Genomic DNA, 20,125 nt, shown 5'->3' on the forward strand with positions numbered 1-20,125 from the left:
CCCCCTTAATTCTCTTTAACAAGGAATAAAGGTTGTCCGTATTCTACAAGTTGACCGTCTTGCACTAACACTTCAACGATTTCCCCGGATACTTCGGATTCGATTTCATTAAATAGTTTCATAGCTTCTACAATACAAACAATGGATTCAGCTGTGACTTTATCGCCTTTTTTAACATATGGAGCAGCGTCAGGTGAAGAAGCTTGGTAGTATGTACCAACCATTGGCGAAGTAATTTTGTGCAATGATGCATCTTCTGCTACTTCAACAGGTGCTGATGCTTGTGCTGGTGTTTCTGCAGGAGCCGGAGCTGCTGGCGCTGCAACTGGAGCCGCAACTTGCGGTACTGCCTGTGGAGCTGGAGCTGCTAACGGAGCATCAGAAACCACTGTAAGCGTTTCCCCAGAACTTTTTTCTAGTTTAATTTTTCCACCGTCCGATTCGAACGTGAACTTTTGGATGGATGATTGATCGATTAGTTTGATAATTTCTCGAATTTCTTGAATTTTCAACATAACTGATTCTCCTGACTATTTTATTCTTCCTATCTTCTACTATGATAGACGTTTTACTATAAATTTGGAATAGTAAAATCGTATTTTATTCATTAATCAAAGAAAAGTCCCAATTATTTCTAACATACACTTTACTAAATGATCAATAACATCGTGACTTTATTGCGTTCAGTTTTTGAATTGTGATTAGGTCTGCGTGACGCAGGATGTAGCGATCTTATCCTGCATTCTATTGTTCAGTGAGAGTTTTCTGCTGAATAAAGATAAAAACCAGAAGCCATCGAGGCCCCTGGTTGAACTGTTTATTCTTTTGATTCAGCAAAATCCACTTTGACAGTTTGCGCGCCATCCCAGCTTGACATGATGTATTGAGTGATTTCATCCGCCATTTGAGGTGAATGCTCTTCATTTGATAGGACTGTAACGTTTACACGTTCTTCCTCTCCTCGGACAAATACTTCCGGGTAGCCCAGTGCTTTGATTTGCATTTCCATCAAAGCTTCTGTGGAGCTTACTTTGCGCAATTCTGCAATCTCATCAAAGATTTCATTTTTTTCTTCTGCTGTAAAGTCGGAGGAAGTCATTTTTGCGGTTAACTGCTCCACCATTTCACTGCGCTCGTTTCGTACTTCCATTCGCATATCCTGGAAGATATACGATTCGGCAAAGACTGGTTTCACTTCATCCGTTTTACCTTCTTTCTCCAGTAACTTCGTCGCATCTTTTGTTTCTTTCGTGAAGATCGCGATTCCATCAAACGGCATAGGTGCCTCTTTTTTGACGTAGTAGATGGAGATGACTGCTACAAGACTGAGTAATGTTAAAAACCAAACTGTTCGTTTATTTGCTTTCAAGATGATTCCCCCTTTTCTTCATTTCCACGATAACAATACGATGTTCAGGCAATTGAAGGACGTTGGCTAGTAATTGTGAGAGTTCGTTTCGCACAGCCTGATCTTCGGCTCCTTCCGCCACAACGAGCAGGCCTTTTAACTTAGATTCATTTTTAGCCTGAGTGTCGGAGATCGAAAAGTACCCAGCCAATGAACTCTCGACTTCTCTCTCGTCATAATGAAAGTAAACCGTAACTTTCCCTAGTCCCTCCATTTGTTCAAGCGTTTCTTCTAATGTGGATTGCAGACGCTGCTCTTCTTTTTTTCGGTTTTCCCCTCCTAGACTTTCCGTGCTGGTGATGTACAAGATGCCAAATACAATCATCATAAGACCGACTAACAACATTTGGGATTTTTTCTTTGTTTTTTGCATGTTTCCATCACCATCTCATAGTGGCTTTCATTCAGTTACCAAATGGGATTCTACATTTGCATAGTATGTAGAGTTAAAACAACTTATGACCTGCAGCCTGTAAAAAAAATTGTAAGATCCACAATCCAATCGCTAATTTAATTAACGGAACAAAGGCTTTCTCCATTTCCTCCGATGCTACCAATTGGAGAATCAACGCAAGCAACACCAGGTTTGCAAGACCGGTTAGAAACAGATGCATCAGAGTACCCCCTCCTCACTTCCCAAGCGTCATCATTTTAATAAACGTTACGATAAAGATCGTCGTATAGATGAACGCAAATGAAATGAGAAAAGATATAGCGCAGAGAACAAAAAGAGTACGTCCTATATCATCAAGTAATCCGCATACTTCTTTTTGAGAAAATGGTTCGATTAACGCCGCAGTCCATCTGAATAAGAAAGCAGTACATAATATCTTCAATGCCGGCAACAAAGCTACTGTCCAAATGGAAAGCAACAGCCAGATGCTTATATAGGCGGTTGCACCGGAAGAATAGCGGCCGATTGAGCCGAGTGTATCCGTCAAAAGTGAACCGATCAGCGGGATATTCTGGCGGATCAACTCCTTTATCGGTTCATTTAATGTACCGGACAATGTCCAAGTCAACGCACCGCCAGCTGTAATAAAAATCGAATAGGCCGCTACCATAGCAGAGACTATCGCAAGCAACGATGTTCTCAGTAAATCTGCCATCCTAGTAAAAACGATTTCAGGCATCAACCGAGTAAGGATATCCAGTAACAGCGCCGTCGATAAAATCGGCAGCAAAAACTTTTCCGCAAAGACTACAGCACCTTGAGCAAACAACAACATCGCAGGCTGGAAATTCACCACACTGAACGTAGCGCCTGATGCTAAAATCATTGCTGCGATAAGTGGATACATTCCGAGAAATAAAGAAGCGATCGAGTGGGTGATGAGTTGGATTTGTCGAAAGCTTTCGGTTGCCGGTTCCATCAGTAAAAGTAAAACGAGGAGAAGCAGCACAAACCTCGTCCATTTTTGGAACGCCGGCAGAAAAAAATCGACTAGTAACGTGATCAGTAACATGACCATTAGCAGGAAAAAAGGTCCTAATACTTCGGCGATTATGGAATTCAGAAAATCAGGCATAGACGTCTCGTCCATTCGTTGTAGTAGTTTCCGATCCTCCTACCAAGGAATCAAAGCGTGAATGGTTTCAATCAATTGTTTAATGGACGGAAACCAAAGCGTCAGAATCACGATTTTCATGACCGTCTGAAATAACCGCGCAAACGCTCCGTATCCCTCATCTTTCATTTGAAGTGCCAGTAGCTCACCCATATAGTACAGTCCCGCGCTGACAACTAATAAGGTGGTGTAAGGGACCGGCACCTTCTCGACTAGTGACAGGACAGAAGTAGCAAAAGGCACTAAAAATGTAAATAGAACATACACTGCCGTAAGCAAAAATAGCGTCGTATAGAGAATCGGATGCAATGCGGGAGCGGCAAAAGATAATAAGAGCAACAAGATGTAGACAATAAACAGTTGAAAGATGACCGCCATTACATCGCCATCGACAACCAGCTGAAGAATTCTGTAATTTCCGTGAAAAACACGCGAAGAAACATCAGCAATTCAATCGAAATATAAAGATACGCTAGGAAAAATAGAAAAAATGAAAATTCTTTCTTTCCTGTCTGCTCAAAAAACACATGCAAAACACCAATCACCAATCCGACGCCGGCGATGCGCAATAAATCGTTCAATTCCATCCCGCTACGCCTCCTCCATGGTCCACTGTATGAATAGCGTGCGGGCGATATGACAATACGCAAAAAAACACACGAGAGCTATTCTCGTGTGTTTCGGGTATGTTTGATCGCTTTATGCGCGTGAAACGTATTCTGCTTCTTCTGTATTGATGATCAGCTTATCGCCTTGATTGACGAAAAACGGAACCTGTACAACTAATCCAGTCTCCATTTTAGCCGGCTTGGAACCACCGCTCGCTGTATCGCCTTTGATACCAGGCTCAGTCTCTGCTACTTCCAATGTTACAGTACTCGGCAATTCAACCCCGAGCACTTCATCTTTATAAGAGATGACATGCACTTCCATATTCTCTTTCAAGAATTTCAATTCATATTCAAGCTGTGAAGAAGCAAGTTCAAGCTGTTCATACGATTCATTGTCCATGAAAACATGCTCATCGCCATTGGCATATAGATATTGCATACGACGGTTATCGATCTGTGCTTTTTCTACTTTTTCACCTGCACGGAACGTCTTTTCATTGACGTTGCCTGTACGAAGATTACGCAATTTCGAACGAACGAATGCTGCGCCTTTCCCTGGCTTTACGTGTTGGAAATCCATAACACGCCAAATATCACCGTCAAATTCAATTGTTAATCCTGTACGAAACTCGTTTACTGAAATCATTCGTATTCCTCCAATTAATCGATTATAAAATAAGCAGTTCTTTTGTAGACTTAGTCAATCGTTCATTGCCCGTTTCAGTGATCAGAATGTCATCCTCGATCCGAACACCGCCGATCCCAGGCAAATAAATCCCCGGCTCCACCGTCACGGCCATGCTCGGCACCAAGACCGTTTCTGAGCGGTACGATAAGGCGGGTGCTTCATGGACTTCCATGCCAATCCCATGACCCGTTGAATGACCGAATGCATCTCCGTAGCCTTTTGACTTGATGTAACCGCGAGCAATTGCGTCTGCTTCAATCCCTGTCATGCCAGGCTTGATATTTTCAACCGCTAATTGCTGTGCGGTCAATGTCACATCATAAATCTCTACTAGTTTAGCAGAAGGCTGGCCTACAGATACTGTTCTGGTAATATCAGAAATATATCCATTATAGAGCGCACCATAGTCCATTGTAACAAAATCACCATTCTCAATCACTTTATCAGAAGCAACCCCATGTGGTAAAGCCCCTCTTTCGCCCGAAGCGACAATGATGTCAAATGAAGAGGATGTTGCGCCTTGCTTGCGCATGAAAAACTCCAGTTCATTGGCGATTTCCAGTTCTGTTTTTCCTGCTCTGATGACGGAGCAAATATAAACAAACGCCGCATCCGCAATGGCGGCAGCTTGCTTTAATATTTCAATTTCTCCCGGTGTCTTAATCAGACGAAGTTTTTCCACCAGGCCGGCCACAGGGACTAGTTGTGCATCTACATGTTTATCATACATTTCGAATTGACTGTAGGTAAGATGTTCTTTTTCGAACCCTAATTTGCTGATTTTCATTTCTTTCACTTGATGGGCGACTTCCTGAATCATCGTTCCTGTATGCTGAACGATACGATAGCCCGTAAGCTGGGTATTCGCTTGATCCATATAACGGAAATCTGTAATGAAAACGGCGTCGTTGCGAGAAATGATCACGGATCCCGCAGAACCTGTAAAGTTGGTCATATAGCGGCGGTTATAAGGGCTCGTAATGAGTAATGCATCCAATTCTTGTTCGTCCAACAGTTTGCGCAATTGTTCAATTTTCAAGACGTTCTCCCCCCTCGTTTTAGCAGAAATGCATGGAAGGCGAGATCATATCCTGCTGTACCAAATCCGCAAAGCTGCCCTGCCGCAACCGGCGCGATGACAGAGGTATGACGAAACTCTTCGCGGGTATGTATATTTGAGATATGGACTTCGATTACTGGAACAGATATGGATGCAATGGCATCCCGGAGCGCAATGCTGTAATGTGTGAACGCACCTGGATTAAAGATGATTCCGTCAATTCCCGCATCTTCTGCATCGTGGATCCGGTCGATGAGTTCTCCTTCTACGTTGGATTGGAAACAAGACAGTCCTATATCTGATTCGTCAGCCAACCGCTGAATTCTTGCTTCTATATCTGCCAATGTCTCCGCCCCGTAGATATCAGGCTCTCTCTTGCCCAAACGATTCAAGTTCGGACCATTTAACAGTAACAGTTCCATCTAATTCCCTCCCACTCATTTTCCTTCCTATTTTAGCACAATGAGTTAGGCTGACAAACTAATTCTATTTCGATTTTAAAACGTTTTTCTCATATAGACGGATGTGCCGATAACAAATCGGATGACCATCGCGAGTAGACAAGCAAATGGAATAGATAGTTTTTTCAAAAATTGCTTCATTGTTAATTCTGCGTTTACATAGATTGCCCATTCAATGAAAATCAGCGCAATGATGGTGATGATCAGAGACGATACTGAAGGTGGAATTTTGGATGTAAAGAGCGTGATCATATATAAAAGAAAAAAAAGTACGAAGCAGACAATTCCTAATAAAGTCCACTTGAACCAACCCGGAGTCGTAGTGAATATGTGTAATCGTTCTGACCAACCGACCGGAGACCAATCGATAAATTTGAAGACTCGTAGAAATTTTAATGAAAAGATAGATAAGACAGCAGCCATCAGAGCTGTCCAGAAGTGTGTTGCAGTTATTCGCATAATAATCCCTCCTGCTACAGTGTCGGATTTTTTTGCTGTTTTTAAACATCTCAATGGTGCATTTTCAGTTTTTTTAGTACACTATAGATATCGTTTCTAACGACAGAAAGTGTGGGTATGTAATGGGTAAACCTAAAACTCCTCCTGCATACGGAGGACAAGCACTTATAGAAGGTGTAATGTTTGGCGGTAAAAAGGATACGGTAACCGCCATTCGCAGGAAAGATGATACGATTGAATATTTTCATGTACCGAGGGAAGAACATCCCGTCCGTCAAAAACTCAAGAAAATCCCTTTAATTCGAGGAATTGTTGCGTTGATCGAATCTGCCGGGAATGGTTCAAAACATCTAACATTTGCGAGTGACCGCTATGATGTGATGCCAGGAGAAGAAGATGAACAGCAAGGAGAAGAAGAAACATCGAAGCTCGTAATGGTTTTAGGTGTAGCCGCAGTCGGAGTGCTGACATTTTTATTCAGCAAGTTCGTCTTTACGCTCGTGCCAGTCTTCTTGGCTGAATTATTCCAGTCGATAGCGCCTGGTAAAACCGCACAGATTATGTTGGAAAGTTTTTTCAAGTTGGTCCTTCTGCTGACGTACATCGGGCTTATCTCTATGACCCCGCTCATCAAACGTGTTTTCCAATACCATGGTGCGGAACATAAAGTGATCAACAATTATGAGAACCATATGGAAATGACGGTTGAAAATGTCCAGTCGCAATCCAGACTGCATTATCGATGCGGCAGCAGTTTCATATTGTTTACAGTCATCGTTGGAATGCTCATCTATTTCCTAGTTCCGACCGATCCGCTTTGGCTGCGTGTCGTCAACCGGATTTTATTGATTCCTGTTGTGTTGGGTGTTTCTTTTGAAGTACTTCAGCTAACCAATGCTGTACGAAATGTACCTGTCCTTCGTTACCTGGGCTATCCTGGACTTTGGTTGCAATTACTGACAACAAAAGAGCCGGACGATAAGCAAGTGGAAGTAGCGATTGCTTCTTTTGAGAAGTTATTGGAAGTGGAACAGTACGGTGTCAGCGCGTTGAACCCGGAAGTGGCGGTTGAAAAAGAAGCAGTAGATGAACAGAAACCTGTAACGATTCTGTCATAACTTAAAAAACACCCCAAAAGTCAGATTAGGATTCTGACTTTTGGGGTGTTTTTGATTCTAGATAAACCGGAGCTTTACCGTGAAAGCATGATTGAAATTGTGCGGGACATACTATACTCAAATTTAATTTAGGGTGATGAAATTGAAAAAGAATTTTTCGATTCTACTGACTTTATTGGGTGTAGTAGTTTCTGGATTGATTTATGGAACAGCTAAAGCAAATTCATCCAATACTCCGCCCTCCCTTGAGGAAGTATACACTCGAATTGGATATACATCCCCGGATGAAGCAGTAAAAAAATTTGAAAATCATTTTAACTATGTTTTAAAATTGCCAAAGATCAAGCCTTCTATTTCTTTCACACATCAATTGGGGAGATTTTCTGAAGACACCGAATACAACCTCAATGAATCCTTGGAAATCAAGTTTATTAATAGTGAAATTGTAGAAAACCATTATAAAATTGTTGTCCGACCTTTAGAAAAAAAATTGACTTTTAAAAGTAGTGCCAATCAGAAAGATTACACACTTAAAAATGGAAAAAAAGCCTTCTATATTGAGCATCCGTTATTTAATTTTTTGATTTTTGAACATGATCATTGGCAATACGTGCTCGGAATTGATAAAAGAGTTTCTAAAGTAACTGCTGATACACTGGTTGAGATTGCCAACTCAATTGAATAAGTTGTATCTCTTCTAACGTCAGCACTTCTGATTGTTATGTATATACACATTGTAAAGACCGCTAATCCATTATGAATTAGCGGTCTTTACGTTTTATTGTGCTTGAATTAACAACATGTCTCTTCTTTACAGCCCGCACTTCAATTGCGCTTGGCAGTTCGTACACGTATTGCATCCACCGATCTCTTCTACTGTACCTTGTCGGCAGACCGGGCATGTATCGCCTACTTCTGAACCGATCGTGACATTCGTTGAACGCAATGCCTGGATTGTATTGACGAGCACGACTTTCGGCTGTTCAATGACTTCTACTAACTCTTCCGTATCCGGAATATTTTCTTCCGCTTTTAGAGTCAAGACTTGCGAATCACGGCTGCCGTCAACGTACACGGTGCCGCCTTTTGCTCCGCCTTTATACAATCTTTCATAGACGCTCTCGACTTGCTCAACAGTATAGCCACGCGGCGCGTTGACCGTTTTAGATATCGAGCTGTCGATCCAGCGCTGGATGATGCATTGTACGTCCGCATGCGCTTCAGGTGCAAGCTCCATTGATGAAATAAACCAATTCGGTAAATTTTCTGGATCTGCATCTGGATTGCTTTGCAAATACTCTTCCACGATTTCCGCTTTCACTTCGATGAATTTACCGAGACGGCCGCTGCGGTAATACGTGAAAGAGAAATAAGGTTCAAGGCCGGTAGAAACTCCAACCATGGTTCCAGTAGACCCAGTTGGCGCAACTGTCAGTAAATGGGAATTTCGAATACCATGCTCTAGAATCGCTTCTCGAATATCTTCAGGCATACGTTTCATATAACCTGTCTCAATAAATGCCTGACGCAATGCCTTTGTTTCTTCATCTGTCTTGCCAATCAAGAATGGGAAGCTGCCTTTTTCTTTCGCAAGCTCAATCGATTCGCGGTAAGCAGTTGTTGCGATCGCTTCAAATACTTCATCCACCAATTGATTGCCTTCAGGCGATCCATATTCTTTTTCGCAATAGATGTGAAGATCTGCGAGCCCCATTACTCCCAGTCCTACTCGGCGTTCGCCAAGGGCTTGTACTTTATTTTCTTCTAAGAAATACGGCGTTGCATCGATAACGTTATCTTGCATGCGCACACCGATTCGAACGGTTTCTTTTAACTTCTCGAAGTTCACTGTCTTCGTTTCTTTATCTGCCATCTCAGCAAGATTGACAGCTGCTAAATTACAGACAGAATATGGTGCAAGTGGTTGTTCACCACACGGGTTCGTCGCTACAACTTGCTGTCCATACGCTTTCGCATTCGTTTCGTCATTTGCATTATCAATAAAGAAAATGCCCGGTTCCGCGGAATACGTTGCGCAAATATTGATAAGATCCCATAACGCGCGGGCTTTGATCGTACGGTACACGCGGACTTCGTGACCAAGTCTCTCCCATTCGCGGACATCACCGACTTCGTGCCATTGTTCGTTGTAATGCGCCATTTCTTCAGGTGAATAATTTTCAACTGCCGGGAAACGAAGATCGTAATCGCCGTCTTCCTCCACTGCTTTCATGAAATCATCCGTTAATGTAACGGAAATATTCGCACCTGTTAAAAATTCCGGATTATGAACTGTAAATGTTCCGCCATCCTGCAATTTCAGCTCTGCATCGCGAATGATTGCATCGTTGAAGCCGCCTTGGCCAGGAATTTGCTTATAATTCGTGATACCTTGATACATCGCTTCTTCTTGCGGTGTCAATGGTTTGAAATTCAATTTTTCATTCGCGAGTTTCTGAATTAACTCGTCTTCCGTGTTTTCGATCAAATAACGCAAAATTCGCGGATTCTGCATCTTGGAGATGATAAATTCACAAATGTCAGGGTGCCAGTTAGCTAACATAATCATTTGTGCTCCTCGTCTTGATCCACCCTGCTCAACAAGATGTGTCAATTTCGCAATATCGTCCAGCCACGAAACAGAACCAGAAGATCTTCCGTTCACTCCGCGTGCCAGTGTGTTGCGCGGTCGCAATGTCGAACCATTCGTTCCTACACCGCCGCCACGACTCATGATTTCCATCACTTGCTTGCGGTGATCTGAAATTCCTTCACGAGAATCCGGAACGAAAGGCATGACGTAACAATTGAAGAATGTAACATCCGTTTCCGAACCTGCTCCGTACAGAACTCGTCCAGCTGGAACAAAATTTAATGATTTCAACTGCTCGTAGAACATCTCATACGATTGCGTTCTTCTGTCCGCTGTTTTCTCTACAGTAGCTAAGCCTGTCGCATTCCGTTTTGCGATTTGTTCGTAATACACTTCAAGAGGTTTCTCTAGCACATCTAACGGCCGCGAGATGATTCCTTTGTGTTGTTCCTCAGGATCGTCAATGGAAGAGCGGTATTCTTCTTCGATCCAAATTTCCGCCTTCCCTTCTGCCTTGTCCAACTTTGTAATATATCCCAATCCGCGTGCAGGGAATTTCGGATCTTCCCTAACTGTCAAGACAACAAAGTCTCCTACCTTCAACGTCTTTTTTTCAGTGTCTTTAAATGAATAGCGATCGATCATCACGAGACGCGACACCCCGCTATGCGTCAGTTTCATATCCTCAGTGATCGGGTGCACTTGATGAAATTGTGAAATGTCCTCATTTAACTGCTTTTTGTCCAGAAATGGCTCGCCTTGTTTCGAAACCGTAACCATATAACATCCTCCTTCGACTTCATAGAACACAACATGTTGTGTTCTTTCTATTCCCTAATCTACTATATCTTGAAACTTTGTCAATCCACAAATTTTTTATTCGAGTTTAAAAAGATTGATACAACAACCTTCCTTTAAAAAAATAAAGCAAAAGAACTAACTTTACTTTTTGTAATTCCAGTCATCATTGGCATATTTTTCATTCTCAATTTGACGCACCAATGCCATTTGTTCTTCCGTTAGTTCGAGTGGCTCCAATGAAATATCCAGTGCCTTTTCAAAGCCTTGTGAAAAGGCCACTTTGCATTCATCGACTGTGATGTCTCGATCTGTCAGCCGATCAATTGCAATTGCCCGGTCTGGCAATGTTCTGCGCACACGTTCCTTCAACTCCGGAGATGAATATTTAAAAATAGACGTCAGCTTGTCTACATCTAGACTCATCAGTATGGCACCGTGTTGGAGAATCACTCCTTTTTGACGTGTCTGCGCACTGCCCGCGACTTTTTTTCCTTCCACCACTAATTCATACCAACTTGGCGCATCGAAGCAAACCCCACTCTTAGGGTTCCTTAATTGGTCCGTCACGTCTTTATCCGGAATGGAGAACTCCGCCTGCAAACCTAAGTTGCGGAAGCCTTGGAGCAGACCGCCTGAGATCACACGATATGCTTCTGTGACGGATTCCGGCATTCCTTTATAGTGCTCACTGACAATCACACTGTAAGTCAATTCATGCTCATGCAGAACGCCTCTGCCACCCGTCGGTCTGCGGACAAAGCCCAACTCCAGTTCTTTTACCTTTTCCATATCGATATCTTTTTCTATACGCTGAAAATAACCGATGGATAATGTTGCGGGAGACCATTCATAAAAACGCAAAACCGGCCCGATTTCCCCGCGGCTATGTAAGTCAAGAAGCGCTTCATCCAGCGCCATATTGAAAGAAGGTGTACACTTACCCGAATCCATATAATGCCAAACTGCTTTTGTCATATTCATTCTCCTTCGTCTATCGTACTGCATTTATGCTATATGAAATCGTGAACGAAAAAAACAATAACGCATTACATTTTATCATTCCGATTGAACTGATGCTAGAAAATCTTTATACTAGAGATATTGATAAAAGGGGGAAGTTTTTTTGACGTATTATATTTTAGGAGCCATTGTGCTCGCGATCATTCTTTATTTCGTTATTACATATGTTCGGGTGGGAAAAGCTCTTACCACTTTAACACAGGAAGAATTCATTCAAGGATACCGAAAAGCACAATTGATTGACATCCGTGAACCAAAAGATTTCGACGCTGGACATATTTTAGGTGCACGAAATATTCCATTCACTCAGTTCACCCAGCGCTATAGAGAAATACGTCCTGATAAGCCGATTTATCTTTACGACCAAAACACAAGCCGTACAGGCCGCGCAGCTTTATTCCTTAAGAAAAAAGGTTGTACGGAAATCTATCAACTACGTGGCGGGTTCAAGCAATGGACAGGCAAGATCAAAACAAAATAATAATACTAGATCCTCCTTAATCGGGAGGATTTACTATTTCTAAAGGAGAATTACACAATCCATGAAACAGGAATTTTTAATCTCTCTCAGCTCGGACCACTATGAAAAATTGCCTCATTACCAAAATTACAGCGTCATCATCCAGGCCATTATAAACAAACTTAACAAGCACTCCGCTGCGGGTTGGCGGATTGTTCAAGTAGATGAATTCGCTTCGTATACAGAGACGATGCTCCCTGAACTGATTCATCGTAAAAAATTGCCCTATCAATCACTTTGCCACATTTATGAGACACTGCCCACAGAAAAGATTCAGCAAGATGGATCTACAAGTGGTTTTGCCTTGCAAAGCGCTGAAACAATTGACAATCAGTTGATCTTTTTTCCTGACCATCAAATAGCAATAGCTAATATTAGCTACTATGTCGCCACTGGTTCTACATGGTCGGAACATACGGTCTTTGCTCCGTCGGCAGAGCATGTGAAGAACTTTATTGAAGAATTGAATAATCTGCAACGCGAGTCGATGAAGACGAATATCACGTATTTAGTCGACACGGAAGAAGGAATCGAAAAGAAAACTTACGGCTTAGGAGAACAAATTGAACGAAGCGACGTATTATTGGATGAGCATTTAAAAAACGAGCTTTACCGCTCAATCGATGAATTTTTCCATGACGACGGTGCATTTTTCAAAGAATACGGATTGCCGTATAAACGGGGGATTTTGCTCTATGGCTCTCCGGGTAACGGCAAAACGACACTTGTTCGCTCGATTACCGGAACGACCGACGCACCTGTTGTTTATTGGCAAATCACGGAATTCACAGGCAGTCATTCCGTACAGGAAGTGTTTTCTACAGTGGAACGGCTGGCGCCTGCAATTCTCGTTATTGAGGATATTGACTCCATGCCTGAACATATGCGAAGTACTTTTTTGAATATATTAGACGGTGTGCACGTCAGAGACGGCTTATTCATCATTGGCACGACGAACTACCCCGAACGGATTGACCCTGCTTTAATCAATCGGGCAGGACGCTTCGATAGTACGTATGAAATCGTCTCTCCTATTGAAGATGTACGCAAACAATATATCGAAAAACTTGATCGTAAGAAACTATTAAATGACAACGCAACGAATGAAATCGCTAAAAAAACAAAAGGCTTATCGATTTCTCAATTAAATGAATTGTATATGTCGATTGCTCTAACCTACCATTACGAAGGCATTATTATTTACGATGAACGCATCCGGCAACTACAAAAACAACATAGGCAAGCCACTCGAAATGATTGGGATACCGATTCTTCTATCGGATTCTAATGTTCGCGTAAAAAAGGAGAGACGAGTCATTCCGTCTCTCCTTTTCTTATTGGTTAAGCTTCCTTCGTGTAACGCAATACCGGCTTGCGAGCTGCCTTTGTTTCATCCAAGCGGCCAATTACTGTCGTATGCGGTGCTTCCTGGACGATTTCAGGGTTCTCTTCTACCTCTTTCGCAATTTGAATCATTGCCTCAATAAACGCATCCAGTGTCTCCTTAGACTCTGTTTCCGTCGGCTCGATCATCATACCCTCTTCAACGTTCAACGGGAAATAAATCGTTGGCGGATGGTAACCGAAATCCAGGAGGCGTTTCGCCATATCGAGCGTGCGCACGCCTAATTTCTTTTGACGACGACCCGACAACACAAATTCGTGTTTACAATGTTGTGTATACGGCAAATCGAAATAAGGCTCCAGACGACGCATCATATAGTTGGCATTCAACACAGCGTATTCCGTCACGGCTTTCAAGCCATCCGGACCCATCGTACGGATATATGTGTAAGCGCGTAAATAAATACCGAAGTTACCGTAGTATGGTTTCACGCGGCCGATTGACTGCGGTACATCATAATCAAGAACATAACGATCTTCTTTCTTCGCAATAATCGGTTTCGGCATGAACGCGGCCAATTCCTCCGTTACGCCAACTGGACCAGAACCTGGGCCACCGCCGCCGTGTGGACCCGTAAATGTTTTATGCAAGTTCAAATGAACCGCATCAAAGCCCATATCGCCAGGCCGTGCTTTTGACATAACGGCGTTCAAGTTCGCTCCGTCGTAATACAGTTTGCCGCCCACTCCGTGAACGATTTCCGCCATTTCTAGAATATCTTCCTCAAACAGACCAAGCGTATTCGGATTCGTCAACATCAACGCGGCCGTATCGCTGCCTACTTTAGACCTTAAATCTTCCAGGTCCACCAGTCCGTTGTCATTCGACTTCACTGTCACCGTATCAAAACCAGCCACTGTGGCAGAAGCAGGATTCGTACCGTGAGCTGAGTCAGGCACAAGCACTTTTGTCCGCTCCGTATCGCCGTTTGCTTCATGGAAAGCACGGATCATCATCAATGCCGTCCATTCACCGTGCGCCCCGGCTGCAGGCTGTAATGTGACCGCCGGCATACCGGTAATTTCAGCCAGATGTTCCTGCAGATCATACGCTACTTCCAAAGCACCTTGTACCGTTGATTCATCTTGCAGTGGATGGACACGTGCAAAACCAGGGAAACGTGCGACGGCTTCATTGATCTTCGGGTTGTACTTCATTGTACAAGAACCGAGCGGATAAAATCCTGAATCTACTCCGTGGTTCCGTCTGGATAGCGCTGTGTAATGGCGCATGATGTCCAGTTCCGCTACCTCCGGAAGTTCAACGTCTACTTGACGAATGAGTGGCTGTGGCAAAATAGACGCTACATCTACTTCAGGTACATCCAATTCGGGTAAACTGTAACCGACACGTCCAGCTTTTGACATTTCAAAAATGAGTGGTTGATTTTCGTTATGCATGGAAAGCCTCCAGTTCTTGCACGAGTGCATCGATTTCTTCTTTTGTACGTTGTTCTGTTACGGCAATTAACGCATGATTGGCCAATTTTTCATCGACCAAACCGAGATCATACCCGCCAATGATGCCCGATCCGAGCAAATGCTTATTAACTTCCTTAATAGGTGCTTTGCAATCAATGACGATTTCATTGAAGTGTGCTGGACCAAATTTCACTTTAAAGCCGGCCTGTTCAAACGCCTGACGGGCATAAGCTGTTTTAGCGATATTTTGATAAGCAATTTCTTTAATTCCTTTTTTGCCAAGTGCCGTCATTGCAACGGATGCTGCAAGTGCTGTTAGCGCCTGATTCGAACAAATATTAGAAGTCGCTTTATCGCGACGGATATGCTGCTCACGTGCTTGTAAAGTCAATACGTAGCCTCTGCGTCCTTGATCGTCCGTCGTTTCTCCGACTAATCTGCCCGGCACTTTACGCATCAACTTCTTCGATACTGCAAAATAGCCGCAATGCGGGCCGCCAAATGATTCTGCAATCCCAAACGGCTGAGCATCACCTACAGTAATATCCGCACCAAGAGCTCCTGGAGGCGTTAAAACTCCGAGTGCAAGCGGATTCGCAGATACAACGAACAAAGCACCGTTCGCATGCGCGATTTCACTCATTTTCTGAAGATCTTCCACTTGCCCATAAAAATTCGGGTATTGAACGAGCACAGCAGCCGTTTGATCGTCAATCAATTCCGTAAGTTTCTCAATGTCTGTTACGCCGTCTGTATTTGGGATGGTCACAGTTTCAATAGATTGCCCGTTAGCATACGATTGGACGACAGCTTGAGATTCCGGATGAACAGTGGAAGAAACGAGTAGTTTTTTCCTGCGTGTATACCCAGCCGCCAGAGTTCCCGCTTCAGCCAATGAAGTTCCGCCGTCATACATGGAAGAGTTCGCAACGTCCATACCCGTCAATTCGCAAATCATTGTTTGAAATTCAAAGATCGCCTGCAATTCCCCTTGCGAAATCTCCGGCTGGTAAGGTGTATAAGCCGTATAAAACTCTGAACGCGAAATGACATGATCGACAATGATGGGCTTATAGTGATCGTAGACACCCGCCCCCAGGAAAGAAGCATAGTCCTGTGCATTCACGTTTTTAGCAGCCAAGCGGCTAAGTTCTTTTAACAATGAAGTTTCAGATTTGGCTTGTTTTATATTATACTCCCCAGTAAATCGGACTTTTTCAGGAATAGCTGAAAACAATTCTTCGATTGAAGAGACTCCGATCACGTTCAGCATATCTTTCTGGTCTTGCTCCGTCATTGGAAGATAACGATGCTTCATAATATTTCTGCCCCTTTTCCCTTATGATCTTTTATAGAAAGGTGTTTCAACCACTTTAGCTTTCAACCGCTTTGCACGGACTTCGACTTCTACCTCAGTTCCAAGTTCTGTATAATCGATAGCCAGCAATGCAAATCCGATATTTTTCTTTAATGTAGGAGATTGAGTACCCGTCGTCACCTGACCGATTTCCAGACCGTCCGAAAAAACTTTATAACCTGTGCGCGGAATTCCTTTATCAATCATTTCAAGTCCCACAAGCTTCCTAAGCAAGCCGTGCTCTTTCTGCATCTTTAATGCATCTTTTCCAATGAAATCAACCTCTTTGTTTAATTTCACTACGAAACCAAGTCCGGCTTCCAGAGGTGAAATATCAGCCGACAGTTCTTGACCATACAATGGAAGTCCAGCTTCAAAACGCAAAGTATCCCGGGCGCCAAGTCCTGCAGGCACGACACCTTCCGCTTCACCCGCCTGTAAAATCTTCGGCCATAATGCTTGAATGGCTTGTGGTGCCCCATAGATTTCAAACCCATTCTCCCCGGTATAGCCTGTGCGTGAAATGAGTACGTCTTCTCCGCTCACTTGTACATGCTCTTTAAATCGGAAAAATTTAATCTCTTCTAAAGCTTGATCTGTCAGTTTTTGCAGCACTGTCTGAGCCTCCGGACCCTGCAATGCCAATAATGCATAATCCGTGGATTGATTGTCAATGACAACATCCTCTGTTTTCTGCTGTTCCATCCAAGCAACATCTTTATCGATATTGGAAGCATTGACAATTAACAAATAGCGATCTTCCGCTAACTTATAAATTAAAAAATCGTCGATGGTGCCGCCTTGTTCATTACACATCACTGTATATTGAGCTTGACCAATCGCTAGTTTCGATACATCATTTGTGACGAGCATTTGCAAATACTCCAGAGCTCCGCTTCCGCTGACCAGCACTTCACCCATATGAGAAACATCAAATAAACCCGCTTTTGTACGAACTGCTTCGTGTTCAGCTTTAATGCTCGAAAACTGAACAGGTAATTCCCAACCTCCAAAATCGATTGTCTTACCTCCATACTTTTTGTAACTTTCAAATAATGGGGTGCGCAATAATTGATTCGTCAATCTGTTTCCTCCTTCATTGTCTGATCGACGCTGATGTTAAGATGATCGATCAGTATGTAATAGTTCAATCAAAAAGGACAGAGGTCCCCTGTGATAAGAGAACCCCTGTCCTTTTGCCTGAAAACTTCTTCGGTCTTGTCCAGAGATGCGTCCTGCATGCGTTTTTTTACCTGAGAGATTCATAACATTCGTTACTTGCTCCTTCGGCGGCGCCCAATGCGCGCTCTCCCCATGCAATCATTCGCATTATTTAATTAACTTACTTGCCACTGATATCTTAACATTAATTATAAGAAAGCGCAATCTATTTCTGAAAGTGCGCAGAAGGCGAATGATAATCAAAATATCCCAATCATTATTCGCCTTCTAACTTAATAATTATTGATATCTTTCTATTTGAAAGATAATATACTCTGCAATTTCTGTCAATGACTTCCCAGTCGTCTCTACTGTGAAATGACTGGCCTGCAAATATTTAGGCTTTCGTTTCTTGTACAATGTCTCTAGCTCCATTCGCGAAGATTGTTGAACAATTGGCCGATTGACATCAGTCGATATTCTTCGCCAAATATCCCGGAACGAGGCATTTAAGAAAAACACCATGCCGGTTTCTCTCATAAGCTGTATATTTTCTTCTTTTACTGCCACGCCCCCACCTGTTGCGACGATACAAAACTCTTCAGGAAACGAGCGCAAAAACTCAGTTTCTAATTGACGAAAGTATGGTTCTCCATATTGATTAAAGATTTCAGGTATCGTCAATTGCATCTGATCTGCAATTACATGATCCATATCATAGAATGGAATGTCTGTGAGCGTATGAAGTCTTTTACCAATCGCACTTTTCCCGCACCCCATGAATCCTACTAAGTAAATCCTTTTCATTTTCATCCATCCCGTTTCATTAATTCGACTGCTTCTCGCTCATAATAGCGTTCGAGAGAATCGTATATTCCATAAAGACTATCATGCCATGAAACGAGGGAGAAAAGAAAGAGGCTAACGAAAAATAATAGGACAATGGCAAAAACAAACATCCCTCCTTTTTCATTCTGTATATAATCCAATGGCAAACGTCCTTTCTTTCTTGGTCCCGTCAACCTTTTCTACAGATACGTGCAAGCGATTGCCATCCACTATAAATTCACATGATTTCACACCAATCAATAAAGGTACATGGCCTTGTCCATTTACGAGCTTTCGAATCAGCCGCTGGTATACTTGAATGGTAACCAACCCCCTCTCCGTTGCAAACGAGACACTAGTACTTGTAGGTACTGCGACAAACTCCACTTCTTCCAATAATTGCTGGAGTTCTAAAGAGAATAACTCCCACTCACCTAGAAAATCATTCTGGTAACTCGTTTCAATAGGTGCTTTCCAATAAAAGAAAAGAACCGTTAACTGGATAAGGATAGAAAAAATCATCAAATGAATTATACTCTCGAATAATGAAAACCCTTTTTCATCCAGATTCTTCATAGGTTCACACATTTACTGCCAAGTCCTCGTACTTCTTCGTACGTTACGCAGATTTCTCCGCCAGACACCGTCCAATGATAGTCACGGCCTTCATGCGTTCTGCTGCCTGAAAGCTGGCCGTTTGCCCGAAAATGAATGGCAGCCTGAAAGCTTGTTTCGGCGGCAATCATGGCGTTTTTCTTGATAAGGACAGAGGATGTTAACTTCGTAGCCATAGGCAAGAGCGAGCTAAAAATCACCAGGATAATTACTAAGGACAGCATCGCTTCCGGCCAAGATTGTCCTTTTTCATCCACTGATCATCATCCTTCCCCTTTCAAACTGAAAACTGATTGTTTTCTGCCCGGATTTTTTTGTTCGAATCTTGATTTTGCCTGTCGGAGACATATTCCCGGAAGGACTAAAACTCAAATCTCTTAAACCATCGTTCGGGATTTTCATCATTCCTTCTGGAAATTTGCCTTCTAATAATATCGTCCTATCACTTCTATACGCCCTATAACCATTTCCTTCATCCCTAAACTCAACTCGAGTAGCTTCTTGATGCGTAATGGCATACAACTGCGTCTCATGGACTGCCACCATAAACGATTTCAATGCGTCTTCTTCAGTCACCTGGAGGAGACGTTTTTCACTGAACGGCAGAATGACCGCAGTTAATATAACGATGATGGAAAGAACGAGTAAAAGCTCCAGGAATGTGAAACCCTGTTCTCCTTGCAATATGCGTTTATCCTCCTGCCTTTGCAACCTTCACTTTACCTTCCGCATCGATTTCTAATGAGCTACCATCCGGGCAAACCGGAGTTTCGGGTAAATAGTCCTTTGACGTGAGATCTGCTAAACTAGGAGTTTTCTTTTCGTCCATCTTATACGCTTGTATTTGTCCTTCCACCATTTTTACATAAGCACCGCAGCCTTTTTCATCTATTGATTTCGAATGTTTTGTGACATTTGGTATAGCAATAAGAACTAAAATAGTAATAATAAGTAAAACGATCATCATTTCGATTAGAGTGAAAGCTTGTTCGTTCTTTAAAAATCTTTTTACCAATTTCTATTTCCTCCTC

25 protein-coding genes and 1 riboswitch are annotated in these 20,125 nt (G+C 42.8%); of the genes, 4 read left to right on the top strand and 21 right to left on the bottom strand.

Translation table 11 applies throughout. From position 1 onward, the window contains the following. Positions 1-5: 5 nt before the first annotated feature. From accB to H7J92_RS00620, 11 genes are all read right to left on the bottom strand, one after another. Positions 6-515: an acetyl-CoA carboxylase biotin carboxyl carrier protein gene (accB, locus tag H7J92_RS00570; RefSeq protein ID WP_009496792.1), complete on the bottom strand. Its 510-nt coding sequence runs from the start codon at positions 513-515 to the stop codon at positions 6-8. Between the two features lie 302 nt (positions 516-817). Continuing rightward, positions 818-1,369, bottom strand: a complete 552-nt coding sequence (locus tag H7J92_RS00575; RefSeq protein ID WP_009496793.1) for a SpoIIIAH-like family protein — start codon at positions 1,367-1,369, stop codon at positions 818-820. Next, a complete protein-coding gene (locus tag H7J92_RS00580) occupies positions 1,356-1,781 on the bottom strand; it encodes a stage III sporulation protein AG (RefSeq protein WP_009496794.1) in 426 nt (141 codons plus the stop codon). Before H7J92_RS00580 ends, H7J92_RS00575 begins: the two co-directional genes overlap by 14 nt. A 73-nt stretch (positions 1,782-1,854) precedes the next feature. Beyond that, positions 1,855-2,022 carry a hypothetical protein gene (locus H7J92_RS00585; protein ID WP_009496795.1) on the bottom strand — a complete coding sequence of 56 codons (168 nt, stop codon included), beginning with the start codon at positions 2,020-2,022 and terminating at the stop codon, positions 1,855-1,857. 15 nt (positions 2,023-2,037) lie between these two features. Then, complete coding sequence (locus H7J92_RS00590; protein WP_176132467.1) at positions 2,038-2,937, bottom strand: stage III sporulation protein AE; 900 nt, start codon at positions 2,935-2,937, stop codon at positions 2,038-2,040. A 39-nt stretch (positions 2,938-2,976) separates the two neighbouring features. Then, positions 2,977-3,354 (bottom strand): SpoIIIAC/SpoIIIAD family protein, encoded by a 378-nt coding sequence (locus H7J92_RS00595; RefSeq protein WP_009496797.1) that lies wholly within the window; start codon positions 3,352-3,354, stop codon positions 2,977-2,979. Next, positions 3,354-3,563: a hypothetical protein gene (locus H7J92_RS00600; protein WP_009496798.1), complete on the bottom strand. Its 210-nt coding sequence runs from the start codon at positions 3,561-3,563 to the stop codon at positions 3,354-3,356. Before H7J92_RS00600 ends, H7J92_RS00595 begins: the two co-directional genes overlap by 1 nt. Positions 3,564-3,675: 112 nt before the next feature. Continuing rightward, positions 3,676-4,233: an elongation factor P gene (gene efp, locus H7J92_RS00605; protein ID WP_009496799.1), complete on the bottom strand. Its 558-nt coding sequence runs from the start codon at positions 4,231-4,233 to the stop codon at positions 3,676-3,678. A 22-nt stretch (positions 4,234-4,255) separates the two neighbouring features. Next, entirely contained in the window at positions 4,256-5,314 is a 1,059-nt protein-coding gene (locus H7J92_RS00610) for a M24 family metallopeptidase (RefSeq protein ID WP_221835005.1), read from the bottom strand. Continuing rightward, positions 5,311-5,757 (bottom strand): type II 3-dehydroquinate dehydratase, encoded by a 447-nt coding sequence (aroQ, locus tag H7J92_RS00615; RefSeq protein WP_221835006.1) that lies wholly within the window; start codon positions 5,755-5,757, stop codon positions 5,311-5,313. The genes H7J92_RS00610 and aroQ overlap by 4 nt, the downstream gene beginning before the upstream one ends. A gap of 75 nt (positions 5,758-5,832) precedes the next feature. Continuing rightward, positions 5,833-6,255, bottom strand: a complete 423-nt coding sequence (locus H7J92_RS00620; RefSeq protein ID WP_221835008.1) for a hypothetical protein — start codon at positions 6,253-6,255, stop codon at positions 5,833-5,835. Positions 6,256-6,377: 122 nt separating this feature from the next. On the opposite strand from H7J92_RS00620, the gene H7J92_RS00625 reads away from it, so the two are divergent. Further along, positions 6,378-7,373, top strand: a complete 996-nt coding sequence (locus H7J92_RS00625; RefSeq protein ID WP_221835010.1) for a DUF1385 domain-containing protein — start codon at positions 6,378-6,380, stop codon at positions 7,371-7,373. 136 nt (positions 7,374-7,509) lie between these two features. Continuing rightward, on the top strand, positions 7,510-8,058 hold the full coding sequence (locus H7J92_RS00630; RefSeq protein ID WP_221835012.1) for a carbon monoxide dehydrogenase: 549 nt from the start codon (positions 7,510-7,512) through the stop codon (positions 8,056-8,058). 126 nt (positions 8,059-8,184) lie between these two features. On the opposite strand, the gene H7J92_RS00635 is transcribed toward H7J92_RS00630, so the two are convergent. After that, positions 8,185-10,746 (bottom strand): vitamin B12-dependent ribonucleotide reductase, encoded by a 2,562-nt coding sequence (locus H7J92_RS00635; RefSeq protein ID WP_221835014.1) that lies wholly within the window; start codon positions 10,744-10,746, stop codon positions 8,185-8,187. Positions 10,747-10,908: 162 nt separating this feature from the next. After that, positions 10,909-11,742, bottom strand: coding sequence for a lipoate--protein ligase family protein (locus H7J92_RS00640; protein ID WP_221835015.1), 834 nt, complete (start codon positions 11,740-11,742; stop codon positions 10,909-10,911). Positions 11,743-11,914: 172 nt separating this feature from the next. Between H7J92_RS00640 and H7J92_RS00645 the strand changes: the two genes are divergently transcribed. Both H7J92_RS00645 and H7J92_RS00650 read left to right on the top strand, forming a co-directional pair. Next, positions 11,915-12,268 carry a rhodanese-like domain-containing protein gene (locus tag H7J92_RS00645; RefSeq protein ID WP_425516826.1) on the top strand — a complete coding sequence of 118 codons (354 nt, stop codon included), beginning with the start codon at positions 11,915-11,917 and terminating at the stop codon, positions 12,266-12,268. Positions 12,269-12,329: 61 nt separating this feature from the next. Continuing rightward, positions 12,330-13,595 (top strand): ATP-binding protein, encoded by a 1,266-nt coding sequence (locus H7J92_RS00650; protein ID WP_078816553.1) that lies wholly within the window; start codon positions 12,330-12,332, stop codon positions 13,593-13,595. Between the two features lie 53 nt (positions 13,596-13,648). Here the strand turns inward: H7J92_RS00650 and gcvPB are convergent, their stop codons facing one another. The 8 genes from gcvPB to comGC form a co-directional block, all read right to left on the bottom strand. Then, positions 13,649-15,112: an aminomethyl-transferring glycine dehydrogenase subunit GcvPB gene (gcvPB, locus tag H7J92_RS00655; protein WP_221835017.1), complete on the bottom strand. Its 1,464-nt coding sequence runs from the start codon at positions 15,110-15,112 to the stop codon at positions 13,649-13,651. After that, on the bottom strand, positions 15,105-16,451 hold the full coding sequence (gene gcvPA, locus H7J92_RS00660) for an aminomethyl-transferring glycine dehydrogenase subunit GcvPA (protein WP_221835018.1): 1,347 nt from the start codon (positions 16,449-16,451) through the stop codon (positions 15,105-15,107). Before gcvPA ends, gcvPB begins: the two co-directional genes overlap by 8 nt. Positions 16,452-16,472: 21 nt before the next feature. Next, positions 16,473-17,573 (bottom strand): glycine cleavage system aminomethyltransferase GcvT, encoded by a 1,101-nt coding sequence (gene gcvT, locus H7J92_RS00665; protein WP_078816551.1) that lies wholly within the window; start codon positions 17,571-17,573, stop codon positions 16,473-16,475. 148 nt (positions 17,574-17,721) lie between these two features. Further along, a riboswitch (glycine riboswitch) is annotated at positions 17,722-17,814 on the bottom strand. Between the two features lie 137 nt (positions 17,815-17,951). After that, complete coding sequence (locus H7J92_RS00670) at positions 17,952-18,458, bottom strand: shikimate kinase (RefSeq protein WP_221835019.1); 507 nt, start codon at positions 18,456-18,458, stop codon at positions 17,952-17,954. A 162-nt stretch (positions 18,459-18,620) separates the two neighbouring features. Then, the gene (comGF, locus tag H7J92_RS00675) at positions 18,621-19,055 is read right to left on the bottom strand and encodes a competence type IV pilus minor pilin ComGF (RefSeq protein WP_221835020.1); all 435 of its coding nucleotides are present in this window, start codon (positions 19,053-19,055) and stop codon (positions 18,621-18,623) included. Further along, positions 19,052-19,351, bottom strand: coding sequence for a hypothetical protein (locus H7J92_RS00680; RefSeq protein ID WP_009496815.1), 300 nt, complete (start codon positions 19,349-19,351; stop codon positions 19,052-19,054). Before H7J92_RS00680 ends, comGF begins: the two co-directional genes overlap by 4 nt. Then, entirely contained in the window at positions 19,344-19,778 is a 435-nt protein-coding gene (gene comGD / locus H7J92_RS00685; RefSeq protein ID WP_040758117.1) for a competence type IV pilus minor pilin ComGD, read from the bottom strand. The genes H7J92_RS00680 and comGD overlap by 8 nt, the downstream gene beginning before the upstream one ends. A gap of 7 nt (positions 19,779-19,785) precedes the next feature. Further along, a complete protein-coding gene (gene comGC / locus H7J92_RS00690; RefSeq protein ID WP_009496817.1) occupies positions 19,786-20,109 on the bottom strand; it encodes a competence type IV pilus major pilin ComGC in 324 nt (107 codons plus the stop codon). Positions 20,110-20,125: the final 16 nt, after the last annotated feature.

It is taken from the genome of Sporosarcina aquimarina (assembly GCF_019748715.1).
GTDB classification, from domain to species: Bacteria; Bacillota; Bacilli; order Bacillales_A; family Planococcaceae; genus Sporosarcina; species Sporosarcina newyorkensis.